24 protein-coding genes and 1 tRNA gene are annotated in these 22,419 nt (G+C 72.8%); 16 read left to right on the top strand and 9 right to left on the bottom strand.

The genetic code is table 11. The annotated features are described in order from the left end of the window. Positions 1 to 76 precede the first annotated feature (76 nt). Both AB0G79_RS17790 and AB0G79_RS17785 read left to right on the top strand, forming a co-directional pair. A complete protein-coding gene (locus tag AB0G79_RS17790) occupies positions 77 to 1,054 on the top strand; it encodes an aldo/keto reductase (protein ID WP_360807312.1) in 978 nt (325 codons plus the stop codon). Further along, positions 1,051 to 3,330: a helix-hairpin-helix domain-containing protein gene (locus tag AB0G79_RS17785; protein WP_360807310.1), complete on the top strand. Its 2,280-nt coding sequence runs from the start codon at positions 1,051 to 1,053 to the stop codon at positions 3,328 to 3,330. Before AB0G79_RS17790 ends, AB0G79_RS17785 begins: the two co-directional genes overlap by 4 nt. Before the next feature lie 70 nt (positions 3,331 to 3,400). Here the strand turns inward: AB0G79_RS17785 and AB0G79_RS17780 are convergent, their stop codons facing one another. Continuing rightward, positions 3,401 to 4,114 carry a hypothetical protein gene (locus AB0G79_RS17780; RefSeq protein WP_360807308.1) on the bottom strand — a complete coding sequence of 238 codons (714 nt, stop codon included), beginning with the start codon at positions 4,112 to 4,114 and terminating at the stop codon, positions 3,401 to 3,403. A gap of 47 nt (positions 4,115 to 4,161) precedes the next feature. Here AB0G79_RS17780 and AB0G79_RS17775 point away from each other — a divergent pair, with 47 nt between their 5' ends. Next, positions 4,162 to 4,350: a DUF5703 family protein gene (locus AB0G79_RS17775; RefSeq protein ID WP_360807306.1), complete on the top strand. Its 189-nt coding sequence runs from the start codon at positions 4,162 to 4,164 to the stop codon at positions 4,348 to 4,350. A 52-nt stretch (positions 4,351 to 4,402) separates the two neighbouring features. On the opposite strand, the gene AB0G79_RS17770 is transcribed toward AB0G79_RS17775, so the two are convergent. From AB0G79_RS17770 to AB0G79_RS17760, 3 genes are all read right to left on the bottom strand, one after another. Continuing rightward, entirely contained in the window at positions 4,403 to 5,245 is an 843-nt protein-coding gene (locus tag AB0G79_RS17770; protein WP_360807304.1) for a chaplin, read from the bottom strand. A gap of 158 nt (positions 5,246 to 5,403) precedes the next feature. Then, positions 5,404 to 5,637: a chaplin ChpH gene (gene chpH / locus AB0G79_RS17765; RefSeq protein ID WP_015032475.1), complete on the bottom strand. Its 234-nt coding sequence runs from the start codon at positions 5,635 to 5,637 to the stop codon at positions 5,404 to 5,406. Between the two features lie 137 nt (positions 5,638 to 5,774). Beyond that, entirely contained in the window at positions 5,775 to 7,100 is a 1,326-nt protein-coding gene (locus tag AB0G79_RS17760; protein ID WP_360807302.1) for a M20/M25/M40 family metallo-hydrolase, read from the bottom strand. Positions 7,101 to 7,320: 220 nt separating this feature from the next. On the opposite strand from AB0G79_RS17760, the gene AB0G79_RS17755 reads away from it, so the two are divergent. Continuing rightward, positions 7,321 to 7,408, top strand: a tRNA-Leu gene (locus tag AB0G79_RS17755). A 67-nt stretch (positions 7,409 to 7,475) separates the two neighbouring features. Continuing rightward, positions 7,476 to 8,402 carry a pseudouridine synthase gene (locus AB0G79_RS17750; protein ID WP_360807300.1) on the top strand — a complete coding sequence of 309 codons (927 nt, stop codon included), beginning with the start codon at positions 7,476 to 7,478 and terminating at the stop codon, positions 8,400 to 8,402. Here the strand turns inward: AB0G79_RS17750 and AB0G79_RS17745 are convergent. From AB0G79_RS17745 to AB0G79_RS17730, 4 genes are all read right to left on the bottom strand, one after another. Beyond that, a complete protein-coding gene (locus AB0G79_RS17745) occupies positions 8,386 to 9,015 on the bottom strand; it encodes an MBL fold metallo-hydrolase (protein WP_360807298.1) in 630 nt (209 codons plus the stop codon). The genes AB0G79_RS17750 and AB0G79_RS17745 overlap by 17 nt on opposite strands. Next, complete coding sequence (locus AB0G79_RS17740; protein ID WP_360807297.1) at positions 9,015 to 10,100, bottom strand: S-(hydroxymethyl)mycothiol dehydrogenase; 1,086 nt, start codon at positions 10,098 to 10,100, stop codon at positions 9,015 to 9,017. The genes AB0G79_RS17745 and AB0G79_RS17740 overlap by 1 nt, the downstream gene beginning before the upstream one ends. 182 nt (positions 10,101 to 10,282) lie before the next feature. Then, positions 10,283 to 11,743 carry an amino acid permease gene (locus tag AB0G79_RS17735; RefSeq protein WP_360807295.1) on the bottom strand — a complete coding sequence of 487 codons (1,461 nt, stop codon included), beginning with the start codon at positions 11,741 to 11,743 and terminating at the stop codon, positions 10,283 to 10,285. Positions 11,744 to 11,887: 144 nt separating this feature from the next. Next, positions 11,888 to 12,589 carry an FCD domain-containing protein gene (locus AB0G79_RS17730; protein ID WP_360807293.1) on the bottom strand — a complete coding sequence of 234 codons (702 nt, stop codon included), beginning with the start codon at positions 12,587 to 12,589 and terminating at the stop codon, positions 11,888 to 11,890. 148 nt (positions 12,590 to 12,737) lie between these two features. Here AB0G79_RS17730 and AB0G79_RS17725 point away from each other — a divergent pair, with 148 nt between their 5' ends. The 3 genes from AB0G79_RS17725 (at position 12,738) to AB0G79_RS17715 (ending at position 15,236) form a co-directional block, all read left to right on the top strand. Next, positions 12,738 to 13,265 (top strand): gluconokinase, encoded by a 528-nt coding sequence (locus AB0G79_RS17725; RefSeq protein WP_360807291.1) that lies wholly within the window; start codon positions 12,738 to 12,740, stop codon positions 13,263 to 13,265. Positions 13,266 to 13,282: 17 nt separating this feature from the next. Further along, a complete protein-coding gene (locus AB0G79_RS17720; RefSeq protein WP_360807289.1) occupies positions 13,283 to 14,680 on the top strand; it encodes a gluconate:H+ symporter in 1,398 nt (465 codons plus the stop codon). 88 nt (positions 14,681 to 14,768) lie between these two features. Then, complete coding sequence (locus tag AB0G79_RS17715; RefSeq protein WP_360807287.1) at positions 14,769 to 15,236, top strand: ASCH domain-containing protein; 468 nt, start codon at positions 14,769 to 14,771, stop codon at positions 15,234 to 15,236. Here the strand turns inward: AB0G79_RS17715 and AB0G79_RS17710 are convergent. Beyond that, positions 15,229 to 16,884, bottom strand: a complete 1,656-nt coding sequence (locus AB0G79_RS17710) for an FAD-binding dehydrogenase (RefSeq protein ID WP_360807285.1) — start codon at positions 16,882 to 16,884, stop codon at positions 15,229 to 15,231. The genes AB0G79_RS17715 and AB0G79_RS17710 overlap by 8 nt on opposite strands. A gap of 116 nt (positions 16,885 to 17,000) precedes the next feature. Here AB0G79_RS17710 and AB0G79_RS17705 point away from each other — a divergent pair, with 116 nt between their 5' ends. The 8 genes from AB0G79_RS17705 to AB0G79_RS17670 all read left to right on the top strand — a co-directional run bounded on the left by AB0G79_RS17705 (position 17,001) and on the right by AB0G79_RS17670 (position 22,418). Next, positions 17,001 to 17,630, top strand: a complete 630-nt coding sequence (locus tag AB0G79_RS17705) for a TetR family transcriptional regulator (protein ID WP_360807283.1) — start codon at positions 17,001 to 17,003, stop codon at positions 17,628 to 17,630. Positions 17,631 to 17,661: 31 nt separating this feature from the next. Beyond that, positions 17,662 to 18,426: a glucose 1-dehydrogenase gene (locus AB0G79_RS17700; protein ID WP_360807281.1), complete on the top strand. Its 765-nt coding sequence runs from the start codon at positions 17,662 to 17,664 to the stop codon at positions 18,424 to 18,426. Between the two features lie 32 nt (positions 18,427 to 18,458). Next, positions 18,459 to 18,959, top strand: coding sequence for an NUDIX domain-containing protein (locus AB0G79_RS17695; protein ID WP_360807279.1), 501 nt, complete (start codon positions 18,459 to 18,461; stop codon positions 18,957 to 18,959). A gap of 64 nt (positions 18,960 to 19,023) precedes the next feature. Further along, complete coding sequence (locus AB0G79_RS17690) at positions 19,024 to 19,416, top strand: DUF202 domain-containing protein (RefSeq protein ID WP_360807277.1); 393 nt, start codon at positions 19,024 to 19,026, stop codon at positions 19,414 to 19,416. Continuing rightward, positions 19,416 to 19,730 carry a DUF202 domain-containing protein gene (locus AB0G79_RS17685; protein ID WP_360807275.1) on the top strand — a complete coding sequence of 105 codons (315 nt, stop codon included), beginning with the start codon at positions 19,416 to 19,418 and terminating at the stop codon, positions 19,728 to 19,730. Before AB0G79_RS17690 ends, AB0G79_RS17685 begins: the two co-directional genes overlap by 1 nt. A 93-nt stretch (positions 19,731 to 19,823) precedes the next feature. Beyond that, on the top strand, positions 19,824 to 20,120 hold the full coding sequence (locus AB0G79_RS17680; protein WP_360807273.1) for a hypothetical protein: 297 nt from the start codon (positions 19,824 to 19,826) through the stop codon (positions 20,118 to 20,120). Positions 20,121 to 20,232: 112 nt separating this feature from the next. Then, positions 20,233 to 21,144: an MBL fold metallo-hydrolase gene (locus tag AB0G79_RS17675; protein ID WP_360807271.1), complete on the top strand. Its 912-nt coding sequence runs from the start codon at positions 20,233 to 20,235 to the stop codon at positions 21,142 to 21,144. Between the two features lie 158 nt (positions 21,145 to 21,302). Beyond that, the gene (locus AB0G79_RS17670) at positions 21,303 to 22,418 is read left to right on the top strand and encodes a phosphotransferase family protein (protein WP_360807269.1); all 1,116 of its coding nucleotides are present in this window, start codon (positions 21,303 to 21,305) and stop codon (positions 22,416 to 22,418) included. The last annotated feature ends 1 nt before the right edge of the window (position 22,419 follow it).

Below are 22,419 nucleotides of genomic sequence, written 5' to 3'. Positions count from 1 at the left end.
CGGTCCCGGCATCCGTCAGGAGCCGGTTGTCCACAGGGTCACTCCGGGTCGCGCCACGGCCAGTAATCTCGCGGCCATGGAGCAGAGGCATCTCGGACGTACCGGCCTGCGCGTCTCGCGCATCGGACTCGGCACGCTCACCTGGGGGCGGGACACCGACGAGCACGACGCGGCCGAACAGTTGAAGGCCTTCTGGGACGCGGGCGGCACGCTCGTCGACACCGCGGACGTGTACGGGGGCGGCGAGGCCGAGTACGTGCTCGGGCGGCTCCTGGACCGCCTCGTGCCCCGGCAGGACCTCGTCCTGTCCACCAAGGCGGGCAGCGTGCCGGACCCCGACCGGCGCACGGACGGCTCGCGCGGCCACCTGCTCGCCGCGCTGGACGACTCCCTCGCCCGGCTCGGCACCGACCACGTCGACCTGTGGCAGCTGCACGCCTTCGACCCGTACACGCCCCTGGAGGAGTCCCTCCAGGCCCTCGACATCGCGGTACGGAGCGGACGCGCGCGGTACGCGGGCGTGGCGAACTTCTGCGGCTGGCAACTGGCCAAGGCGGGGACCTGGCAGCTCGCCGGCGACCGGACCCGGCTCGCGGGCGCGCAGCTGGAGTACTCGCTGCTCCAGCGGGGCGTGGAGCGCGAGGTCCTGCCCGCCGCGCTCGACCTCGGGATAGGCCTCCTGCCCTCCTCGCCGCTCGGCCGCGGGGTCCTGACGGGCAAGTACCGCACGGGGACCCCCTCGGACTCGCGGGGCGCGTCGGAGACGATGGCGCCGTTCGTCGAGCCGTACCTCGACGACCCCGCGAGCCGGATCGTAGACGCGGTCGCGACCGCCGCCGAAGGGCTCGCGACGACCCCCCTGGAGGTCGCGCTCGCCTGGGTCCGCGACCGGCCCGGCGTGACCGCGCCGATCGTCGGCGCGCGCACGGCGCGGCAGCTCACGGCCGCGTTGTCAGTGGAGAGCCTTAGTCTTCCTGACGAGATCTGCAGGGCGCTGGACGACGTGTCGGCGCCCGTGCACCGCTATCCGGATCACGACTGGAGCACCCTGTGACCGAGCCCACCGACGACGTACGCGAGGACGCCGGACCGGGCGCCGAGCCGGACGCGGAGACCCCCGAGCCGGGCGCCGGGACCGACGACCGGACCCAGGAGGAGTCCCCGGCCGGATCCGAGGAGGAGTCCGAGTCCGGATCCGAGGAAGAGGTCGAAGCCGGGTCCGAGGAAGAGACCGAGGCCGGGTCCGGGGAAGAGACCGAAGCCGGGTCCGGGGCAGGCGAGGACGGAGCGGACGCCGACGTCACGGCCGAGGGGCGGACCGGGGACGGGGAGGACACGGCTCAGGTCAGTGAGGCGCAGGCCGAGCTCGCCGCGCAGCGGGAACTGCGGGCGCGGATCGAGGCGCGGAAGGCGGAGAAGGACGGGCCCGTGGTGAGCGGGGCCAAGCTCAGCGGCACCGCGGCCGACCTGCTCGCCGCCGTGCGGGCCGTGGAGGGCGGCGCGGCCAAGGGCAGCGCGTTCTACGAGAGCGCGGAGCCCGCGCCCCGGCGGCCCGCCGCCGAGGCCGCCGCGCCCGCCGCGACCGTGCGGCCTCCCGTCCGGGCCGCCGCCCCCGCCGCCGCCCCCGGCACCATCGAGGCCGTCCGGGAGGTACTGGCCCGGGGCGGCGCCCCCGAGTCGTTGGCCGCGCAGGTCGCCGCCGCGCTCGGCGAGACCGCGGCCGGAGCCCTCTCCGACGACCCCTGGCAGCTCCTCGCCGTCCCCGCGGTGCGGCCCGAGCAGGCCGACGGCTTCGCGCGGGCGCTGCTCGGCGGCGCCTGCGGCCCCGACGACCCGCGCCGGGTCGTCGCGCTGACGGTCTGGCTCCTGGAGCAGGCGGCCCTGCGGGGACACACCGCGCTGGAGCTCGAAGCGGTACGCGCCGGGCTCGCCCGGCACCGCGTGCCCGACCCGGAGAAGGCCGTCGAGGTGGCCGTCTCCGAGGGCGCGGTCCTCGTCTTCCAGGAGGAGACGGCGGACGCGCCCGGCACGGACGAGGAGGAGGACGAGACCGGCAAGGGGACGGCGGAGGCCGCACCGGAGGAGGAACCGGCCTCGCCCGTGCTGCTCGGCCTCGACCGGTACGCCCTGGCGGAGGAGAGCCTCGCCGACGGTCTCGCCCGCCTGGTCAGGACCGCGACCGCCGACGCCTGGGAGGGCCCCGAGCTCGAACGGGCCGCGGGCTCGCACGGGCTCGTCCTGCACACGGGCGGGGAGGCGTCCCGTGCCGAACCGGCCGCGCTCGTCGCGGCGGCCCGCGCGCGCGGGCTGCGGGCGGTGCTCGCGGTCCACAGCGAGGCCGGCCGCCGTGCGCTCGGCCCGGCGGGCGCGGACGCGGTGACGGTCGCCGCACTGCTCTCCGGGGCGGCGGGGCCGGGCCGCGACGAGGACGGGGCCTTCGCCGTCGACCTGCTCGTGGTCCTCGACGCCCCGCAGCTGGACGTGGAGACGGCCGCGATGCTCGTGGAGTCGCTCCCGGACGGCTGCCGCCTGGTCCTGAGTGGCGACCCGGAGGTCCTGGGGGCGCCGGGTGCCGGCCGGGTCTTCGCCGACGCGCTCGCCGCCCGGGTCTGTCCCCGGATCGCCTCCCGTCTCCCCGACCCCGGCCCGCTCGGCGAGCTCGTCTCGGGGATCGGCGTCGGCGAGCTGAACCAGGTCGAGGCCCCCGGCAAGGAGGTCGTCATCGTCCCCGTACGGGACGCGGGCGAGGCCGTGCACCGTACGGTCCAGCTGGTCGCCGACTCGGTGCCCCGGGCGATCGGGGTGCCGCCCGAGCAGACCCAGGTGGTCACGGTCGGCCACGGCGGCTCCGCGGGCACCCGCGCGCTGAACGCGGCCCTCAAGCAGCGGCTCAACCCCGGCCCCGGCCGCTTCGGCGGCTACGACCCCGGGGACCGGGTGGCGTACGCGCCGGTGCCGGGCCGGACGGTGACCGGCACGGTCCTGGGCGCCGACGCCGAGGGCCTGCGGCTGCGCTGCGGCGACGAGGAAGTCCTCGTACCGAAGGAGCGGGTGGAGTCGGCGCTGCGGCACGGCTGGGCGCTCACCGCGCACCAGGCCGCCGGGTCCCGCTGGCCCGCCGTGGTCGCGGTGCTCCCGGGCGACGCGGCGGCCGGCCTGAGCCGGGCCTGGGTGTACACGGCCTTCGGCCGGGCGGAGCGCCACCTGTCGGTCGTGCACGGCGTGGACCAGGCTCTGGCCCGCGCGGTGGCGGAGGGCGTGGCCCAGGAGCGCACGACGCGGCTCCGGCCGCTCCTGGAGGGCCTCCTGGCCACCCCCGCGGAGCAGTAGCCCCAGGACGGAGGAGGGAGGGCCGGACACCCCGTGCGGGTGTCCGGCCCTCCCTCCTGTCCAAGGTTCGTCAGTCGTCGCTGTCCGGGCCCGGCAGCCTGCCCCCGTCGTCCTCGTCGTCCTCGTCGTCCTCGTCGTCCTCGTCGTCCTCGTCGTCCTCGTCAGGGTTCTCGTCGAAGACGGAGCTGACGTCGAAGCGGCACACGATCCGCTCCGGGTCGGCGTGCTCGAAGGGCGCGTCCAGCCACTCTCCCGGTTCGGGCAGTTCCTCCGCGGCCGTCACCCAGAGCGTGGAGTCGCCCTCCTCGAGGCCGAACTCCGCGTGCCGGGAGGCGATCTCGTCGGGTTCGTACTCGCCGAAGAGGACCCCGAGCGCGGCGAGCGGCGAGGCACCGGCCCGGGCCGCCACCCCGGCGGCCCGGTCGTCCTCGCGCTCGGCCTCGGCCACCCGGCGCGCCTGGGCGAAGAGCCGCTGCGGATCCGCCACCGCGTAGTCGCGGCGGATCAACAGGCTGAGGGCATGGGGTTCGTCAGGTCCGGCGTAGGGCGGCAGGGCGTCGTCCGCGCCCGGGATCTCGAACGGGGTGACCTCGTCGTACCGGTCGTAGAGGAGTTCGTCGTACTCCTCGGCGGCGGCGGCGAGGGCGTTGAACGCCTCGTAGACGGCCTTGTCGTCGTCCCCCGTGCGGCGTTCGACCGCCGCAAGGTGACGGTCCAGTGCGGCTTTGACCGCCTCGGCGGCGGCTCGTACCTCGGCAGCGGTGGGCTGCGCAGCATCAGACATGGGACAGACGCTATCCGTACCGGGCCCGTGCCCGCACAATAGATGCGATGCCGGAATACGAATTTGTCGACGTGTACGTGCCGCGCGGTGTCTCCCGCAAGGAGGCGACGCGGCTCCTGACCGACCATGCCGAGTACGGGAACTGGGAGTTGGACCGCCTGAGCCTGCACCGGGACGGCAGTCGCAGAGTGCGGCTGAAGCGGCGGATCATCCGCCAGATCCGGGCGACCTGGTAGACGGGAAAGGGGCCCCGCCGTGTGCGGGGCCCCTGTGCGTGCGGTCCGCGGATCAGGCGGCGCCGCGCGTGCGCCGGTAGATCAGCGAGCCGGCGAGGAGCAGCCCGGCGCCCGCCGGGACGATCAGGCCGAGCGGCGCGGAGCCGGTCTCGGCGAGCTCCTCGACGGCGCGGGGCCGGGTGCCCTCGTGCGCGCCGGGGGTGTTCCCACCGGGCGTGTACGAACCGTGGTCACCGCCGGGGCCACCGGGCGTCCCAGGAGTACCCGGGGTGCCAGGAGTACCCGGGGTGCCAGGGGTACCGGGAGTACCCGGGGTGCCAGGCGTCCCCGGAGTACCGGGGGTACCCGGAGTACCCGGGGTCCCAGGGGTGCCAGGCGTCCCCGGAGTACCGGGGGTACCCGGAGTGCCGGGGGTACCCGGAGTGCCGGGGGTCCCAGGGGTCTCCGGCGTCTCCTCGCCGTAGCCCGTGTCCCCTCCCTCGTTCGCGTTGCCGCAGTCGTTGCCCGCGGCCGGGTTGCCCAGGCCGACGCCGTTGACGCTGTTGCCGCACACGTTGACCGGGACCTCTACGGGGACCTGGACCGTGTTGCCGGACGCGACGCCGGGAGAGTCACTGGCGTGGCCGCTCGCGGCGGAACCGGCGGGTGCCGAGGTGTTGGCGCACTTGTTGCCGACCGCCGGATTCAGGAGTCCGACGACGTTGACCGTGTTGCCGCAGGCGTTCACCGGGACGTGCACCGGGGCCTGGACGGTGTTGCCGGACGCGACGCCCGGGGAGTTCGAGGCCGTACCGCTCGCGCCGGAACCGGCGTGCGCGTAACCGCCACCGACGGCGGCGAAGACGCCGCCCGCCGCCGCGACGGTGATAAGACCCTTGCGTGTGACCTGTCGCATGTTTCTACTGCCTGCCTTCTCGGCCTGTCGCCTTCACGGCTTCGAAAAAGAGGGCCACCGGGAACGAGCCCGGGGCGGAAATGGCCACCGGCCCCGGAGTGCATGGCACGCACTCCGGGGCCGGACCGGCTCACACCCTCACGGGGCGAGGCACAACGTCAGGCGTTGACGCAGGTGTTGCCGAAGGCGGGGTTCAGCAGGCCGATCACGGAGACCGTGTTGCCGCACACGTTCACCGGGACGTGAACGGGAACCTGGACGACGTTGCCCGAGAGCACGCCGGGGGAACCGATGGCGGCACCCTGGGCACCCGCGTCGGCAACGGCCATGCCCGCACCCGCGAGAACGAGACCGCCCGTGGCAGCCGCAGCAGCGACGACCTTCTTGATCATTATTCCTCCTAGTTTCCAATGCGATCCCAGCCGCGGACCGCACCACCTGTAACGAGGGGGAATGGAGGGGGCTACGAGCCCCCGAGTTCATTCACTCTTTCCGGTCACATACGAATGGGCGGGCGAATTCGGCGGGCTCAGCAGGCGTCGAGGAATCGGTCCAGGACGCGGACGCCGAACTTGAGGCCGTCGACCGGCACCCGCTCGTCGACGCCGTGGAACATGCCGGCGAAGTCGAGCTCCGGCGGCAGCTGGAGCGGCGCGAAGCCGAAGCAGCGGATGCCGAGGTCGTCGAAGGACTTGGCGTCGGTGCCGCCGGAGAGCATGTACGGCACGGCGCGGGCGATCGGGTCCTCGGCGCGCAGCGCGAGCTGCATGGCGTCGACCAGGGCGCCGTCGAAGCTGGTCTCCAGCGCCTTGTCGCCGTGCACGTCCTCGCGCTTCACGCGGGGGCCGAGGATGCGGTCGAGGTCGGCGAGGAACTCCTGCTCGTACCCGGGCAGGAAGCGGCCGTCGACGTGGGCGGTGGCCTGGCCGGGAATGACGTTCACCTTGTAGCCGGCGCCCAGCATGGTCGGGGCGGCGGAGTTGCGGAGGGTGGCGCCGACCATCTTGGCGATGCCGCCGAGCTTGGCGAGGGTGCCCTCCATGTCCTCGGGGTCGAGCGGGGTGCCGAGGGCGTCCGAGAGCTCGTCGAGGAAGGACCGGACGGTCTTGGTGACCCTGACCGGCCACTGGTGGCGGCCGAGGCGGCCCACGGCCTCGCAGAGCTCGGTGATGGCGTTGTCGTTGTTGGTCATCGAGCCGTGGCCGGCCGTGCCCTCGACGGTGAGGCGCATCCAGTGCATGCCCTTCTGGGCCGTCTCGACCAGGTAGAGCCGCAGGTTCTCGTTGACGGTGAAGGAGAAGCCGCCGACCTCGCCGATCGCCTCGGTGACCCCGTCGAAGAGGTCGCGGTGGTGGTCGACGAGGTGCCGCGCCCCGTACGTGCCGCCGGCCTCCTCGTCGGCGAGGAAGGCGAGGACGACGTCGCGCGGGGGCTTGCGGCCGCTGCGCATCCGCTCGCGGACGACCGCGAGGGTCATCGCGTCCATGTCCTTCATGTCGACGGCGCCGCGGCCCCAGACGCAGCCGTCGGCGACCTCGCCGGCGAAGGGGTGGTGGGTCCAGTCCTCGGCGTTGGCCGGGACGACGTCGGTGTGGCCGTGGATGAGCAGGGCCGGCTTCGACGGGTCCTCGCCCTCGATGCGGGCGACCGTGGAGGCGCGCCCCTTGTGCGACTCGATGATCTTCGGTTCGAGCCCGACCTCCGCGAGCTTCTCGGCGACGTACTCCGCCGCCGCCCGCTCGCCGGGCCCCGAGTGGTCGCCGTAGTTGCTGGTGTCGATGCGGATGAGGTCGCGGCAGAGGTCGACCACCTCGTCCTCACCGGTGATCCTCCGGGCCGTGCTCGACTCGCTCACGCTGCTTCCTCCCACTCGGTGCCCCCGCGGTTCCTGTGATCGCCCCCATCCTCCCGCGTGGCCCCCTCCCCGCCCAAGGGCGACCTCCGGACGACATGCCGCCGACACACTCGGGGGACCCGTGGGGAGGCCGGGGCGGGGGTGGTGATCGACCCCCTCAGATGTTTGCTATTGTTTTCCTCGTCGGAAGGGCCGAGCGGCCCGGAAGACAAGACACCTTGTCCGGGTGGCGGAATGGCAGACGCGCTAGCTTGAGGTGCTAGTGCCCTTTATCGGGCGTGGGGGTTCAAGTCCCCCCTCGGACACCAGCGAAAGGCCCCACATCTTGTGGGGTCTTTCTCGTTATGGCGTGACGACGGTACGGCGGTGGGAACGGTGCGACGCAGAGCGAAGGCCCCTTCCTCGCCCCTCCCCCAGCGGGACGGGATCGACGCGGTGCGGGTGCGGCTGCCGGAGGATCCCGAGGGGGTCTGGGCGACCGTCGGCGATCACCTGCGGGACCGGTACGGGGCGGCGATCGGCGTCGCGCGGGTCGGCGAGATGCTCCGGGGCGGCCGGTTCGTCGCCGTCGAGGGGCCGGTCGACGGCTCCGAGCCGTACACGGTGGGGCGGCACCTCTGGTTCCACCGGGATTTCCCGGCCGAGACGCCCGTGCCGTTCGGGATCGGGGTGGTCCACCGGGACGAGCGGATCGTGGTGGTCGACAAGCCGCACTTCCTGGCGACCATGCCGCGGGGGCGGCACGTGACCGAGACCGCCATGGCGCGGCTGCGGCGGGAGCTCGGGGAGCCGCGGCTCCAGCCCGCGCACCGGCTCGACCGGCTGACGGCGGGGCTCGTGCTCTTCGTCGTACGGGAGGAGGACCGGGGGGCGTACCAGACGCTGTTCCGGGACCGGGCCGTGCGGAAGGCGTACGAGGCGGTGGCGCCGTACGGTCCGGGCGTCGGGCTGCCCGTCACCGTGCGCAGCCGGATCGAGAAGGAGCGCGGGGTGATGGCCGCCCGGGAGGTGCCGGGCGAGCCGAACGCGGAGAGCCGGATCGAGCTGGTGGAGCGGCGGGGCGGGCTCGGGCGGTACCGGCTGGTGCCGGTGACCGGGCGGACGCATCAGCTGCGGGTCCACATGAACGCGCTGGGGCTGCCGATCCTGCACGATCCGGTCTATCCGGTGGTGCGCGAGGACGGGTCGGAGGACTTCTCGCGTCCGCTGCAACTGCTCGCGCGGACACTGGAGTTCACCGACCCGCTCACGGGTGCGGAACTGCGCTTCGAGAGCCGGCTGGCTCTCAGTGGCCTCGCCTGATCCACTCCTCCAGGTGCGGTGCCTCGGCGCCGATGGTGGTGGTGTCGCCGTGGCCGGTGCGGACGACCGTGTCCGGGGGCAGGGTGAGGAGCTTCCCGCGGATCGAGTCGACGATCGTCGGGAAGTCCGAGAAGGAGCGCCCGGTGGCGCCGGGGCCGCCCTGGAAGAGGGTGTCGCCGGTGAAGACGGTGCCGAGCTCGGGGGCGTACAGGCAGACCGCGCCGGGGGCGTGGCCCGGGGTGTGCAGGACCGTGAGGTCGATGCCGGCGATGGTGAGGACCTGGCCGTCGGCGAGGTCGCCGTCGGGGGTGTGGTCGGGGTGGGTCAGCTTCCAGAGCGGCTGGTCGGCGGGGTGGAGCAGGATGCGGGCGCCGGTGGCGGCCGCGAGGGCCGGGGCCGCGTCGATGTGGTCGTCGTGCGCGTGGGTGCAGACGATGGCACGCAGGGCGCGGCCGTCGAGGGCGGCGAGGACTGCCTCGGCGTCGTGGGCGGCGTCGATGACGACGGCCTCGGTGTCGTCGCCGACGATCCAGACGTTGTTGTCGACGTCCCAGGTGCCGCCGTCGAGGCTGAAGGTGCCGGAGGTGACGAGGTGGTCGACGCGGGCGCCCATCACAGCACCACCACCGAGCGCAGGACGTCGCCCTCGTGCATGCGGGCGAAGGCCTTCTCGACGTCGCCGAGGCCGATGGTCTCGGTGACGAAGGCGGCGAGGTCGATGCGGCCCTGCTGGTGCAGGTCGATCAGCATGGGGAAGTCGCGGGAGGGCAGGCAGTCGCCGTACCAGGAGGACTTGAGGGAGCCGCCGCGGCCGAAGACGTCGAGGAGGGGCAGTTCGAGCTTCATCTCGGGGGTGGGGACGCCGACGAGGACGACGGTGCCGGCGAGGTCGCGGGCGTAGAAGGCCTGCTCGTACGTCTCCGGGCGGCCGACGGCCTCGATGACGACGTCGGCGCCGAAGCCGCCGGTGAGTGCGCGGATCGCCTCGACGGCGTCGGTGGAGCGGGAGTTGACGGTGTGGGTGGCGCCCATGCCCTTCGCCGTCTCCAGCTTCCGGTCGTCGATGTCGACGGCGATGATCCTCGCGGCTCCGGCGAGGCGGGAGCCGACGATCGCCGCGTCGCCGACGCCGCCGCAGCCGATGACGGCGACGGTGTCGCCGCGGCCGACGTTCCCGGTGTTGATGGCGGCGCCGATGCCGGCCATGACGCCGCAGCCGAGGAGGCCCGCGACCTCGGGGGCGACGGTGGGGTCGACCTTGGTGCACTGGCCGGAGGCGACGAGGGTCTTCTCGGCGAAGGCGCCGATGCCGAGGGCCGGGGAGAGTTCCGTGCCGTCGAGGAGCGTCATCTTCTGCTTCGCGTTGTGGGTGGCGAAGCAGTACCAGGGGCGGCCCCGCTCGCAGGCGCGGCAGGTGCCGCATACGGCGCGCCAGTTGAGGACGACGAAGTCGCCGGGCGCGACGTCGGTGACGCCCTCGCCGACGGACTCGACGACGCCCGCCGCCTCGTGGCCGAGGAGGAAGGGGAACTCGTCGTTGATGGCGCCCTGCTTGTAGTGCAGGTCGGTGTGGCAGACGCCGCACGCCTGGATCTTCACGACGGCCTCGCCGGGGCCGGGATCGGGGATCACGATCGTCTCGACCCGTACCGGTTCGTTCCTTCCGGGGGCGATGACCCCCTGGACGTGCTGCGGCATCGCGGACTTCCCTTCCTCCGGCCGGATTCCTCGACGGGGTTCTTCCGACGGGATCTTGTAAGGCTCTTGCGTACCACTATCTCCTGACAAAAGGCGAGACCCCCGCAGGTGCTGCCTGCGGGGGTCTCGCCGTTCCCGTGGGGGGAGGGCCGTGGGGGGCCGTGGGGGCCGGCCGTAAGGGGTCAGCCGCGGTCGGCGGCGGAGGTGCTGCGGACGCGGCCGCGGACCAGGAACCATCCGCCGACGAGGGCGGCCGCGATGAGCGGGAGGCAGTTCACGGTGGTGCGGCCGATGCCGCCGTCCAGCCACATGAGGACGAGGACGGAGGCGAGGAAGCCGAGGGTGACGATCTGGGTGTACGGGGCCCAGGGCAGGTTGTAGCCGGGGCGGGTCACCTTGCCCCGCTTCGCCGCGCGCCAGAAGAGGAGCGAGCAGACCATGATCATGGCCCAGGTGCCGATGATGCCGATGGAGGCGAAGTTGAGGACCAGTTCGAAGGCCTCGCCGGGCATCACGTAGTTGAGGGCGACGCCGAGGACGCCGAAGCCCGCGGTGAGGAGGATGCCGCCGTAGGGGACGCCGCCCTTGTTCATGACGCCGGTGAACTTCGGCGCGGAGCCGGCCAGCGACATGGAGCGCAGGATGCGACCGGTGGAGTACAGGCCGGAGTTGAGGCTGGAGAGGGCGGCGGTGAGGACGACGAGGTTCATCACGCCGGCGGCGCCGGGGATGCCCAGCTTGTCGAAGACGGTGACGAAGGGGCTCTGGTCGCCGGAGTAGGCGGTGTACGGGAGGATCAGCGCGAGCAGGACCACGGAGCCGACGTAGAAGAGGCCCACGCGCCACATGATCGAGTTGATCGCCTTCGGCATGATCTTCTCGGGGTTCTCGGTCTCGCCGGCGGCGACGCCGCAGAGCTCGACGGAGGCGTAGGCGAAGACGACGCCCTGGATGAGCAGCATCATCGGCATGACGCCGTTGGGGAAGATGCCGCCGTTGTCCGTGATGTTGGCGAGGCCGGGGGTGGAGCCGCCGACGTCGTGCGAGGTGACGACGAGGAAGATGCCGACGAGCATGAAGGCGACCAGGGCGGCGACCTTGACGATCGCGAACCAGAACTCCATCTCGCCGAAGTACTTCACGGAGATGAGGTTGGCGGCGAGGACGACCGCGAGGGCGATCAGGGCGAGGATCCACTGCGGGACGTCGCTGAACATCGACCAGAAGTGGGCGTAGGTGGCGGCCGCGGTGATGTCGGCGACGGCGGTGGTCGACCAGTTGAGGAAGTACAGCCAGCCGGCCGTGTAGGCGCCCTTCTCGCCCATGAACTCACGGGCGTACGAGACGAAGGCGCCGGAGGAGGGGCGGTAGAGGACGAGCTCGCCGAGGGCCCGCACCACGAAGAAGGCGAAGACGCCGCAGACGGCGTAGGCGATGAAGAGGGACGGTCCGGCCTGGGACATCCGGCCGCCGGCGCCGAGGAAGAGTCCGGTGCCGATGGCGCCGCCGATGGCGATCATGTTGATGTGCCGGGACTTGAGGTCCTTGCGGTAGCCGGCGTCGCCTGCGTCGACGTGGGGGGCGGCGGCCGGGTTCGCCGGTGCGGCGGACAGCGGCTCGGCCGCGGTGACGCGGTCAGTCATGGAGTTGTTCGCCTTCGTGTGGGGAGGTGGAGCGGTCGCGCCTCGGGGGTTTCCCGGCACGGCCAGCGCACATCCTCACGGCAGAAGCCGTGACTGACAGTGGCGCATGTCACTGAACGCCCTTATTTGAGCTAGTTCAGAGCTTCACGGAGCCAGGACGTCCAGTTCCCTGAGGGCGCCGACGGCGATGCGGCGGGTGAGCTCCTCGGCGCGGGCCGCGTCCCGTTCCCGTACGGCTTCGGCGACCTGGACGTGGAGGGTGACGGCGGCCGGGTCGGGGTCCTCGAACATCACGTGGTGGTGGGTGCGGCCGGTGAGGACCTCGGCGACGACGTCGCCGAGGCGGGCGAACATCTCGTTGCCCGAGGCGGTGAGGACGACCCGGTGGAAGGCGATGTCGTGGACGAGGTACTCCTCCAGGCGCCGGCCGCGGGAGGTGGCGACCATGCCGAGGGCGTGCTCGGTCAGCTCGCGGCACTGCTCGGGGGTGGCGTGTGCGGCGGCGAGGCCCGCGGCGACCGGCTCGACGGCCGAGCGGAGCACGGTGAGGGAGCGCAGCTGGCGGGGGCGGTCGGCGCCGGCCAGCCGCCAGCGGATGACCTGGGGGTCGTACACGTTCCAGCTGGCGGTGGGGAGGACGGTGACGCCGACGCGGCGGCGGGACTCGACGAGGTGCATCGACTCCAGGACGCGCACGACCTCGCGGATCACCGTCCGGGAGACGTCGAAGCGCTGGGCGAGCTCGTCGGTGCGGAGCACGGTGCCCGGCGGGTACTCCCCCGCGGTGATCGCGAGGCCCAGGGCGGCGAGGACGTGGGAGTGGAGCCCCTGGGCCGGTGTCGTCATGGGGGTCAGCCTAGGCCGGGCCGCGGCGATGATCACCTCGGGAATTAAAAGTACTACTTTTACGTCACAGCCTCTTGAATACGTCGTACCCAATGGGTTTCATGGGCGCGACGGATCGATGTCGACGAAGACAGCGAGGCACCACCTCATGAGCACCACCCCCCAGCCCGAGACACGGCAGGTCGTCGTCGTGATGGGCGTCGCCGGGACCGGCAAGACCACGATCGGCCCGCTGGTCGCCGAGGCCCTCGCCGTCCCGTACGCCGAGGGCGACGACTTCCACCCGGCCGCCAACGTCGCCAAGATGTCGGCCGGCACCCCCCTGGACGACGCCGACCGCGCGCCCTGGCTCGACGCGATCGGCGCCTGGGCGGCCGGGCGGGCCGGGCACGGCGGGGTGGTGAGCAGCTCCGCGCTGAAGCGGAGCTACCGGGACCGGCTGCGCGCCGCCGCCCCCGGGGTCGTCTTCCTGCACCTGACCGGCGACCGGGAGCTCATCGAGGGGCGGATGGCCGCGCGCAAGGGGCACTTCATGCCCACCGCGCTCCTCGACTCGCAGTTCGCCACGCTCCAGCCGCTCGCCGACGACGAGGCCGGTGTCGCCGTCGACGTCACCGGCACCCCCGAAGACATCGCCACCCGGGCCGTCGCCGCGCTGCGCCGGCTCGCCCACTGACTCCCCAAGGACCCACCGTGACCAGTCTCAGCGTCGAGATCCTGGCAGCGGACGCCGCCGAACCGATCACCTCGGCGGGCAACGCCCAGCTCGGGATCGCCGTACTCGCCGGCATCGCCGTCATCGTCCTGCTCATCACGAAGTTCAAGCTGCACGCGTTCCTCGCGCTGACCATCGGGTCGCTCGCGCTCGGCGCGTTCGCCGGTGCCCCGCTCGCGGACACCATCAAGTCCTTCACCACCGGCCTCGGCAACACGGTGGCCGGCGTGGGCGTGCTCATCGCGCTCGGCGCGATCCTCGGCAAGCTGCTCGCCGACTCCGGCGGCGCGGACCAGATCGTCGACACGATCCTGGCGCGGGCGAGCGGACGGGCCATGCCCTGGGCGATGGTCCTCATCGCCTCGGTGATCGGCCTGCCGCTCTTCTTCGAGGTCGGCATCGTGCTGCTGATCCCGGTGGTCCTGCTCGTCGCCAAGCGCGGCAACTACTCGCTGATGCGGATCGGCATCCCGGCCCTGGCCGGCCTCTCCGTGATGCACGGCCTGATCCCGCCGCACCCCGGTCCGCTCGTCGCCATCGACGCGCTCGGCGCCAACCTCGGCGTCACCCTCGCCCTGGGCCTGGTCGTCGCGATCCCGACCGTGATCATCGCCGGGCCGGTCTTCTCCCGGTTCGCCGCCCGCTGGGTGGACATCCCGGCGCCCGAGAACATGATCCCCACCCGGCCCTCCGAGGACCTGGACAAGCGTCCGGGCTTCGGCGCCACCGTGGCGACCGTGATGCTCCCCGTCGTCCTGATGCTGGTGAAGGCGCTCGTCGACATCGTCGTCGACGACCCGGAGAACGGCCTGCAGAAGGTCACCGACGTCATCGGCTCGCCGCTGATCGCGCTGCTCGCCGCCGTGATAGTCGCCCTGTTCACCCTGGGCCGCGCGGCCGGCTTCACCAAGGAGCGGATCTCCTCGACCGTCGAGAAGTCCCTCGCCCCGATCGCCGGCATCCTGCTGATCGTCGGCGCGGGCGGCGGCTTCAAGCAGACGCTGATCGACATCGGGGTGGGTCAGATGATCCTGGACTTCTCCGAGGACTGGTCGATCCCGGCGCTGCTGCTCGCCTGGCTGATCGCGGTCGCCATCCGGCTCGCGACCGGTTCCGCGACCGTCGCGACGATCTCGGCGGCGGGGCTCGTGGCCCCGCTCGCGGAGGGCATGTCCACGAGCCACACGGCGCTGCTGGTCCTCGCGATCGGCGCGGGCTCGCTCTTCTTCAGCCACGTCAACGACGCCGGGTTCTGGCTGGTGAAGGAGTACTTCGGGATGGACGTCGGCCAGACGATCAAGACCTGGTCGGTGATGGAGACGATCATCTCGGTGGTCGGGATCGGCTTCGTCCTGCTCCTGTCGCTCGTGTTGTGACCGCTCCCGCCGTTCGGGGACGATCCGAACGGCATGACCCGAGTGGCGTAACCCGGTGAGGGCCGGTCGTGGCTGAGACACTGTCGCCATGACCGGCCCTCACGCGCTCAAGCCCCTGCTCCTCGCCTACCCCGGCCCCCTCCGGGACCAGTTGGTCGCCGCCGTCCTCAGCGGCGCGAAGGTCTCCACGACCGGTCTCCTCGCGGAGTTCCGGGTCGAGAACGAGGACCTGCCCGAGGTCGGCGAACGCTCGGCCCTCATCGACTCGGACGGGCGCGAGGTCGCCGTCGTCGAGGTGACCGAGGTCCGGGTCCTGCCGCTCGGCGAGGTCGACCTGCAGCACGCCCTCGACGAGGGCGAGGGGTACACGAGCGTGGCCGAGTGGCGGGCGGCGCACGAGCGCTTCTGGCACAGCGAGGAGATGCGCGAGGGCCTCGGGGACCCGCACTTCACTGTCGACGACACGACGATGGTGGTCGCGGAGCGGATGCGGGTCGTGGAGCGGCTTCCCCTGATGCGCACGGTGATGCCGCCGCGCCCGCCGCGGCTCAGCTGACCGCCTTCGCCGCCGCCCGGCCCGCCGCCCGGCCCGAGAAGACGCAGCCGCCGAGGAAGGTGCCTTCGAGCGAGCGGTAGCCGTGGACGCCGCCGCCGCCGAAGCCGGCCGCCTCGCCCGCCGCGTACACGCCCTCCAGGGGCTCGCCGCTCTCCGTCAGGACGCGGGAGTCGAGGTCGGTCTGCAGGCCGCCGAGGGACTTGCGGGTGAGGATGTTGAGGCGGACGGCGATGAGCGGGCCCGCCTTCGGGTCGAGGATCCGGTGCGGCGACGCCGTGCGGATCAGCTTGTCGCCCAGGTACTTGCGCGCCCCGCGGATCGCCGTGACCTGGAGGTCCTTCGTGAACGGGTTGGCGATCTCGCGGTCCCGCGCGGTGATCTCGCGGCGCAGCGCGGCCTCGTCGATCAGCGGCTCGTCCGTGAGTGCGTTCATGCCGCGTACCAGGGCGGGGAGGTCGTTCTCGACGACGAAGTCGGCGCCCTTGTCCATGAAGGCCTGGACGGGGCCCGGGACGTCGGCGCGGGCGCGGCCGAGGACGTCGCGGACGGACTTACCGGTGAGGTCGGGGTTCTGCTCGGAGCCCGAGAGGGCGAACTCCTTGCCGATGATCCGCTTGTCGAGGACGAACCAGGTGTGGTCGTAGCCGGTCCGCATGATGTGCTCGAGCGTGCCCAGGGTGTCGAAGCCGGGGAAGAGCGGCACGGGCAGGCGCTTGCCGGTGGCGTCGAGCCAGAGGCTGGACGGGCCGGGGAGGATGCGGATGCCGTGCCGGGCCCAGACGGGGTTCCAGTTCTCGATGCCCTCGGTGTAGTGCCACATCCGGTCGCGGTTGACGTGGTGGGCGCCGGCCTTCTCGGCGATGCCGAGCATGAGGCCGTCGACGTGGGCCGGGACGCCGGAGAGCATGCGGGCGGGCGGGGTGCCGAGCCGGGCGGGCCACTGGGCGCGGACGAGGTCGTGGTTGCCGCCGATGCCGCCCGAGGTGACGATCACGGCCTGGGCGCGCAGTTCGAAGGCGCCGGTGGCCTCGCGGCTCGACGCGGTGCCCCGGGGCGCAGCCGAAGGCTCCAGGATCTCGCCGGAGACGGTGTCGACGGCCCCGGCGGTGCGGCCGAGGCCGGTGACGCGGTGGCGGAACCCGAGCCGGACGAGGCCGCGGGCGACGCCCTCGCGGACCTTGCGCTCGAAGGGGGCGACGAGGCCGGGGCCCGTACCCCAGGTGATGTGGAAGCGGGGGACGGAGTTGCCGTGGCCGTTGGCGTCGTAGCCGCCGCGCTCGGCCCAGCCGACGACCGGGAAGAACCGCACCCCGCGCGCGTGGAGCCAGGAGCGCTTCTCGCCGGCGGCGAAGTCGACGTACGCCTCCGCCCACTTCCGCGGCCACTCGTCCTCGGGGCGGTCGAAGCCGGCGGTGCCGTACCAGTCCTGGAGGGCGAGGGCGTGGCTGTCCTTGACGCGCATCCGGCGCTGCTCGGGCGAGTCGACGAGGAAGAGCCCGCCGAAGGACCAGTGGGCCTGGCCGCCGAGGGACTGTTCGGGCTCCTGGTCGAGGAGGATCACGGTGCGGCCGGCGTCGACCAGCTCGGCGGTGGCGACGAGACCGGCGAGGCCGGCCCCGATGACGATCACGTCAGCGTCGTAGGACATGGATCGCATCTTGGATACACGGATGTATCCAGTCAACCGTTCGGGGCCGGGGAGTTGGTGTCACGACGTGTCGCCCGTCACTCCCGTTTTCTAATGTCGAGCATTAACATGACCGCATGGCAAGGACATCGGGGCCCGAGACCCGGGACAAACTGATCCGCGCCGCGGAGGAGCTCTTCGCCGCGCAGGGCGTCGACGGGGCGCAGCTGCGGGACGTGGTGGCCCTGGCCGGGCAGGCGAACCCGTCGGCGGTCCAGTACCACTTCGGCTCGCGCGCCGGACTCCTCGACGCGGTCATGGCCGGCCGCCAGGCCCGTACGGAGCAGGTCCTCACGCCCCTGGTCGAGGCGGCCGGCGACGACCTCCACGAGCTGGTCGCGGCCCTCGTCACCGCCGAGGCCAGCGAGCTCGGGACCGACCGCGGACGGCGCTGCCTGCGGATCTCCGCGCAGCTCAGCCACGAGAGCGGGGTCCGCACCCGCACCCCGCACCCCACGCTCGCCGGGACCGTCTACTGGCGCCTGATCGAGCGCGTCGCCGAGCGGCTGGCCGCCGGCGGGCTGCCCGAGCCGCTGCTCCTGGAGCGCCTCGACCTGGCGCTGACCGTGGTGGGCGCGGCGATGGCGGACCGGGCCCGGCAGTACCTGGAGGGCGTCGAGCCGCTCACGGGCGAGCCGCTCTTCCTCGCCGACCTGGTCGGGACGACCACCGCGCTTCTCCGGGCCGCACAGCCCCGGAGCGTCTGAGAATCACCAGCTGTTCGAAGGGACACCTCTCATGAACGACCTCACCGGCAAGACCGTCCTCATCACCGGCGGCGCGCGCGGCCTGGGCGCCGAGGCCGCACGGCTGGCCGTGGCCGCCGGGGCCAACGTCGTCGTCACCGACGTCCTGGACGAGGACGGCAAGGCCACCGCCGAGGCGCTCGGCGAGCGCGCGCGCTTCCTCCACCACGACGTGACCTCCGAGGAGGGCTGGGCGGAGGCCGTCGCCTACGCGGTGGCGGAGTTCGGCGGGCTGCACGGCCTGGTGAACAACGCGGGCATCTCCACCGGCGCCTTCCTGGAGACCGAGTCCGTCGAGCACTTCCGCAAGGTCCTCGACATCAACCTGACCGGCGTCTTCATCGGCATGAAGGCCGCGATCCCGGCCATGAAGGAGGCCGGCGGCGGCTCGATCGTCAACATCTCCTCGGCGGCCGGCCTCATGGGCCTGGCCCTCACCGCCGGCTACGGCGCCTCGAAGTGGGGCGTGCGCGGCCTGACGAAGATCGGGGCGGTCGAGCTCGGCACGTCGAGGATCCGCGTCAACTCCGTCCACCCGGGCATGACGTACACCCCGATGACCGCCTCCGTCGGCATCGAGCGCGGCGAGGGCAAGTACCCGAACACGCCGATGGGCCGGGTCGGCGAGGCCGACGAGATCGCGGGCGCGGTCGTCTTCCTGCTCTCGGACGCCGCCTCGTACGTGACGGGCGCGGAGCTCGCGGTGGACGGCGGCTGGACCACCGGCCCGACGGTCAAGTACGTCATGGGGCAGTGATCCGGGCCGTACGGCGGTGATTTCATGGGCTCATGAGCGCTGAAGAGATCCTTGACGTCGTCGACGAGCACGACCGGGTGATCGGGCAGGCCCCGCGCGGCGAGGTGTACGCGCGGGGCCTGATCCATCGCTGCGTCTTCATCCGGGTCCGGGACGCCGAGGGGCGGACCTTCGTCCACCGCAGGACGGCGACGAAGCTCTCGTACCCCTCCCTGTACGACATGTTCGTCGGCGGTGTCGTGGGCGCGGGCGAGTCCTACGACGAGGCCGCGCTGCGCGAGGCCGAGGAGGAGCTCGGGGTCTCCGGGCTGGCCCGGCCCGAGCCGGTCCTCACGTTCCTGTTCGACGGCGGCGCGGAGGGCAAGTGGTGGTCGGCGGTGTACGAGGCCCGCTGGGACCACCCCGTCGACCCGCAGGTCGAGGAGGTCGCCTGGCACGCCTTCCTGACGGACGAGGAGCTGGCCGAGCGCCTCGGGACGTGGGAGTGGGTGCCGGACGGGATGGCCGCGTACGAGCTGCTGCGGGAGCGCTGAGCGGCGGGCGTTCGCCCTCCCCGGGTGCCGGGCGGGGCGATCGCACGGCCGCTAGGGTGCACGTGTGAGCGATTTCGTGCAGAGTCTGCGGCTGTGGTTCGCGCCGCAGCGGATCCGGGACGAGGGCGAGACCCCCGACTACCGCTTCTCCCTCGCCAACGAGCGGACCTTCCTGGCCTGGATCCGCACCTCGCTCGCCCTCGTGGGCGGCGGCTTCGCCGTCGACCAGTTCCTGCCGGACCTGCGCTGGGGAATCCGGGTCGGCTTCTCGCTCGCGCTGCTCGCGGCCGGTGTGCTGTGCGCGCTGCGCGCCGTCAACCACTGGGTGCGCTGCGAGCGGGCGATGCGGCGAGGCGAGGACCTGCCGGCGTCCCGCTTCCCCGCCGTGCTCAGCCTGGTGGTGGCCGTGGTGGCGATCGCGATGGTGGTCGTGGTGGTCTTCGGCTGGGCCGGCTAGTGGACACGGAGGCGGTCCGGGACCCCGGGCTCCAGCCGGAGCGGACGCGGCTCGCGTGGCGGCGCACGACCCTTTCCTGCACGGTCGTGACGGTCCTGGCCCTGAAGCTGACCCTCGACGAGTCCGTCACGGCGGTCGGGGTGAGCGCCTTCGCGCTGACGGCACTCGTCTGGATCGCCTTCCTCGCCGTGAGCCACCGCCGGATCCGTGCCCTGGACACCGCCCGGCCCGCCCCGCTGTCCCACCGTGGCGCGCTGCTCGCCGCGGGGTGCACGATCGCCCTGGCCGTCTTCGGGGCGGCGGTGATCTGGTGACCGCGGGGGCGTGGCGCCCGCACCGATCAGGACGAGTGGGACATACGGGACTAGCCTGAAGAGGTCAGCCGCCCCCGCACAGAGGCACAGGTCATGACCCTCCTGCACCAAGAGCACCCCACCCACGCCCATGTCCACGGCTCCGACTGCGGGCACCGGGCCGTGGCGCACGGGGACCACGTGGACTACGCGCACGACGGCCACCTGCACCGCGAGCACTCCGGCCACTGGGACGAGTGCGAGACGACGGAGCACCTCGCCCACGGCGAGCACGCGCACCGGCACGGGCCGGAGTGCGGGCACGAGGCCGTGACCCACGGGGACCACGTGGACTACGTCCACGACGGGCACCGGCACGCCTCGCACGACGGGCACTGGGACGACCACTGACCCGCGCCCCACCCTCCACCGCTCACTGAACCATCCGTTCCGCATTCCCCCGGTCCCGGGCCGCCTGGCACTCTTCCCCTGTCCAGTCGAACTCCTAGCCGGGGGAACCGCTTTGTCCGCAACCGATCCGTACGTGGTCGCACTCGCGCCGAACGTCCACGCCTACGTCCAGCCCGACGGCGGCTGGTGCCTCAACAACGCCGGGTTCCTGGGCGACGCCGGCGAGTCGCTCCTCGTCGACACCGCCGCGACCGAGCGCCGGGCGCTGCTGCTTCGCGAGGCGGTGCTCGCCGAGGGGCTGCCACTGCCCCGGACGATCGTCAGCACCCACCACCACGGCGACCACACCTACGGCAACGGGGTGTTCCGGCCGGAGGCCCGGATCGTGGGGCACGAGAACTGCCGGGCCGAGCAGCTGGACGCCGGGCACCAGCTCCATCTCCTCTGGCCGCAGACCGACTTCGGGAAGGTCGACATCCTGCCGCCGTCCCTGACGTACCGGGAGCGGCTGACGCTGTACGTCGGCGAGATCGAGGTGCGGGTGGTCCACCCGGGCCCCGCGCACACCACCGGCGACTCGATCGTGCACCTTCCCGGGCAGGGCGTCGTCTTCACCGGCGACCTCGTCTTCCAGGGCGGGACGCCGTTCCTGCCGATGGGTTCGCTCGCCGGCTCGCTGCGCGCGCTCGACCTGCTGCGCTCGCTCGACGCGCCGACCGTGGTGCCGGGCCACGGGCCCGTGACGGACCCGTCGGCGTACGACGCGACGGAGCGATACCTGCGCTGGGTCCTCGACCTCGCCTCGGAGGGGTACGCGAAGGGGGACAGCCCGCTGGAGACGGCGCGGCGCGCGGAGCTCGGGGAGTTCGCCGCGTGGCGCGAGAGCGAGCGGCTCGTCGCGAACCTGCACCGGGCGTACGCGGAACTGGAGGGCCTGCCGGAGGGGCACCCGCTGAACCCGGTGACGGTCTTCGGGGACATGGCGGCGATGAACGGGGGCGTTCCGGTGGCCTGCCACGCGTGATCGAACGGGTCGAGCAGGGGGTCGGGGGCCACGTGCGCGTGGCCCCCGACCCCCGCCCCGTCCCCGGCCCCTCTGGACGGCATACCGACTGGTCGGTCATCATGAACGCCGCCACGACCGACGAGAGCAGCCGCAGCCGACACGGAGGTACGTCCACGATGAGTCCCGTCCCGCCGCCAGGTCCCGTCCCGCCGCCAGGTCCCGTCCCGCCGCCGGGTCCCGTCCCGCCGCCGGGTCCCGTCCCGCCGCCGGGTCCCGTCCCGCCGCCGGGCCTCGACCCCGAGCGGCTGCGCCGCTTCCTCGACGCCGAGCGGCCCGGTCTGGTCGCCGGCCCGCTCGAAGCCCGCCTCATCGAGGGCGGCCGGTCGAACCTCACGTACGTCGTCACCGACGGCACCGGCCGCTGGGTGGTCCGGCGCCCTCCACTCGGGCACGTCCTCGCCACCGCGCACGACATGCGCCGCGAGCACCGCGTCATCAGCGCCCTCCACACGACCGACGTCCCCGTCCCCGAGGCGCTCGTGCTGTGCGAGGACGAGTCGGTGCTCGGCGCGCCCTTCTACGTCATGGAGCACGTGGACGGGACGCCGTACCGCTCGGCGGAGGAGCTCGCGCCGCTCGGCGCCGAGCGCACCCGCGCCGTGCTCCTGGGCCTGGTCGACACCCTCGTCGACCTGCACGCCGTCGACCCCGCGGCGGTCGGGCTCGGCGACTTCGGACGCCCCGAGGGCTTCCTCGACCGGCAGCTGCGCCGCTGGGGCAAGCAGCTCGACGCCTCGCGCGGCCGGGAGCTGGCCGGCATCGACGAGCTGCACGCCGGGCTCGGCCGGGACCTGCCCGCCTCTCCCCCGCCCACCGTGGTCCACGGCGACTACCGGCTCGACAACGTGCTCGTCGGCGGCCCCGACGACCGCATCAGGGCCGTCCTCGACTGGGAGATGTCGACGCTCGGCGACCCGCTCACCGACCTCGGCCTGCTCGCCATGTACAGCACGCCGCTCGACCTCCCCGACTCCCCGATCTCGACGACGGCCACGGCCCCCGGCCATCCGGCCGTCGCCGAGCTGGTCGAGCGGTACGCGGCCCGCTCGGGCCGCGACACCTCCGCCCTCGCCTGGTACACGGCCTTCGCCTGGTTCAAGCTCGCCGTGATCCTGGAGGGCATCCACTGCCGCTGGACCCTCGGACAGACGGTCGGCGCGGGCTTCGACCGGATCGGCGAGCTCGTCCCCGTCTTCATCGAGCACGGCCTCACGACCCTTCAGGAAGGCTGAC

The sequence above is a fragment of the Streptomyces sp. NPDC020807 genome, from assembly GCF_040641575.1.
In the GTDB taxonomy this organism is placed as follows: Bacteria; Actinomycetota; Actinomycetes; order Streptomycetales; family Streptomycetaceae; genus Streptomyces.
The sequence above is the reverse complement of the archived record's forward strand: the minus strand, read 5'-3'. Positions and strand labels throughout refer to the sequence as shown.

What these genes read in the sequence shown, in the direction of transcription:
- AB0G79_RS17790 (WP_360807312.1), top strand. Translation starts at nt 77, where the DNA reads ATGGAGCAGAGGCATCTCGGACGTACCGGCCTGCGCGTCTCGCGCATC.
- AB0G79_RS17780 (WP_360807308.1), bottom strand. Translation starts at nt 4,114, where the DNA reads ATGTCTGATGCTGCGCAGCCCACCGCTGCCGAGGTACGAGCCGCCGCC.
- AB0G79_RS17775 (WP_360807306.1), top strand. Translation starts at nt 4,162, where the DNA reads ATGCCGGAATACGAATTTGTCGACGTGTACGTGCCGCGCGGTGTCTCC.
- AB0G79_RS17770 (WP_360807304.1), bottom strand. Translation starts at nt 5,245, where the DNA reads ATGCGACAGGTCACACGCAAGGGTCTTATCACCGTCGCGGCGGCGGGC.
- chpH (WP_015032475.1), bottom strand. Translation starts at nt 5,637, where the DNA reads ATGATCAAGAAGGTCGTCGCTGCTGCGGCTGCCACGGGCGGTCTCGTT.
- AB0G79_RS17745 (WP_360807298.1), bottom strand. Translation starts at nt 9,015, where the DNA reads ATGGGCGCCCGCGTCGACCACCTCGTCACCTCCGGCACCTTCAGCCTC.
- AB0G79_RS17740 (WP_360807297.1), bottom strand. Translation starts at nt 10,100, where the DNA reads ATGCCGCAGCACGTCCAGGGGGTCATCGCCCCCGGAAGGAACGAACCG.
- AB0G79_RS17735 (WP_360807295.1), bottom strand. Translation starts at nt 11,743, where the DNA reads ATGACTGACCGCGTCACCGCGGCCGAGCCGCTGTCCGCCGCACCGGCG.
- AB0G79_RS17730 (WP_360807293.1), bottom strand. Translation starts at nt 12,589, where the DNA reads ATGACGACACCGGCCCAGGGGCTCCACTCCCACGTCCTCGCCGCCCTG.
- AB0G79_RS17725 (WP_360807291.1), top strand. Translation starts at nt 12,738, where the DNA reads ATGAGCACCACCCCCCAGCCCGAGACACGGCAGGTCGTCGTCGTGATG.
- AB0G79_RS17715 (WP_360807287.1), top strand. Translation starts at nt 14,769, where the DNA reads ATGACCGGCCCTCACGCGCTCAAGCCCCTGCTCCTCGCCTACCCCGGC.
- AB0G79_RS17710 (WP_360807285.1), bottom strand. Translation starts at nt 16,884, where the DNA reads ATGTCCTACGACGCTGACGTGATCGTCATCGGGGCCGGCCTCGCCGGT.
- AB0G79_RS17705 (WP_360807283.1), top strand. Translation starts at nt 17,001, where the DNA reads ATGGCAAGGACATCGGGGCCCGAGACCCGGGACAAACTGATCCGCGCC.
- AB0G79_RS17700 (WP_360807281.1), top strand. Translation starts at nt 17,662, where the DNA reads ATGAACGACCTCACCGGCAAGACCGTCCTCATCACCGGCGGCGCGCGC.
- AB0G79_RS17695 (WP_360807279.1), top strand. Translation starts at nt 18,459, where the DNA reads ATGAGCGCTGAAGAGATCCTTGACGTCGTCGACGAGCACGACCGGGTG.
- AB0G79_RS17680 (WP_360807273.1), top strand. Translation starts at nt 19,824, where the DNA reads ATGACCCTCCTGCACCAAGAGCACCCCACCCACGCCCATGTCCACGGC.
- AB0G79_RS17670 (WP_360807269.1), top strand. Translation starts at nt 21,303, where the DNA reads ATGAGTCCCGTCCCGCCGCCAGGTCCCGTCCCGCCGCCAGGTCCCGTC.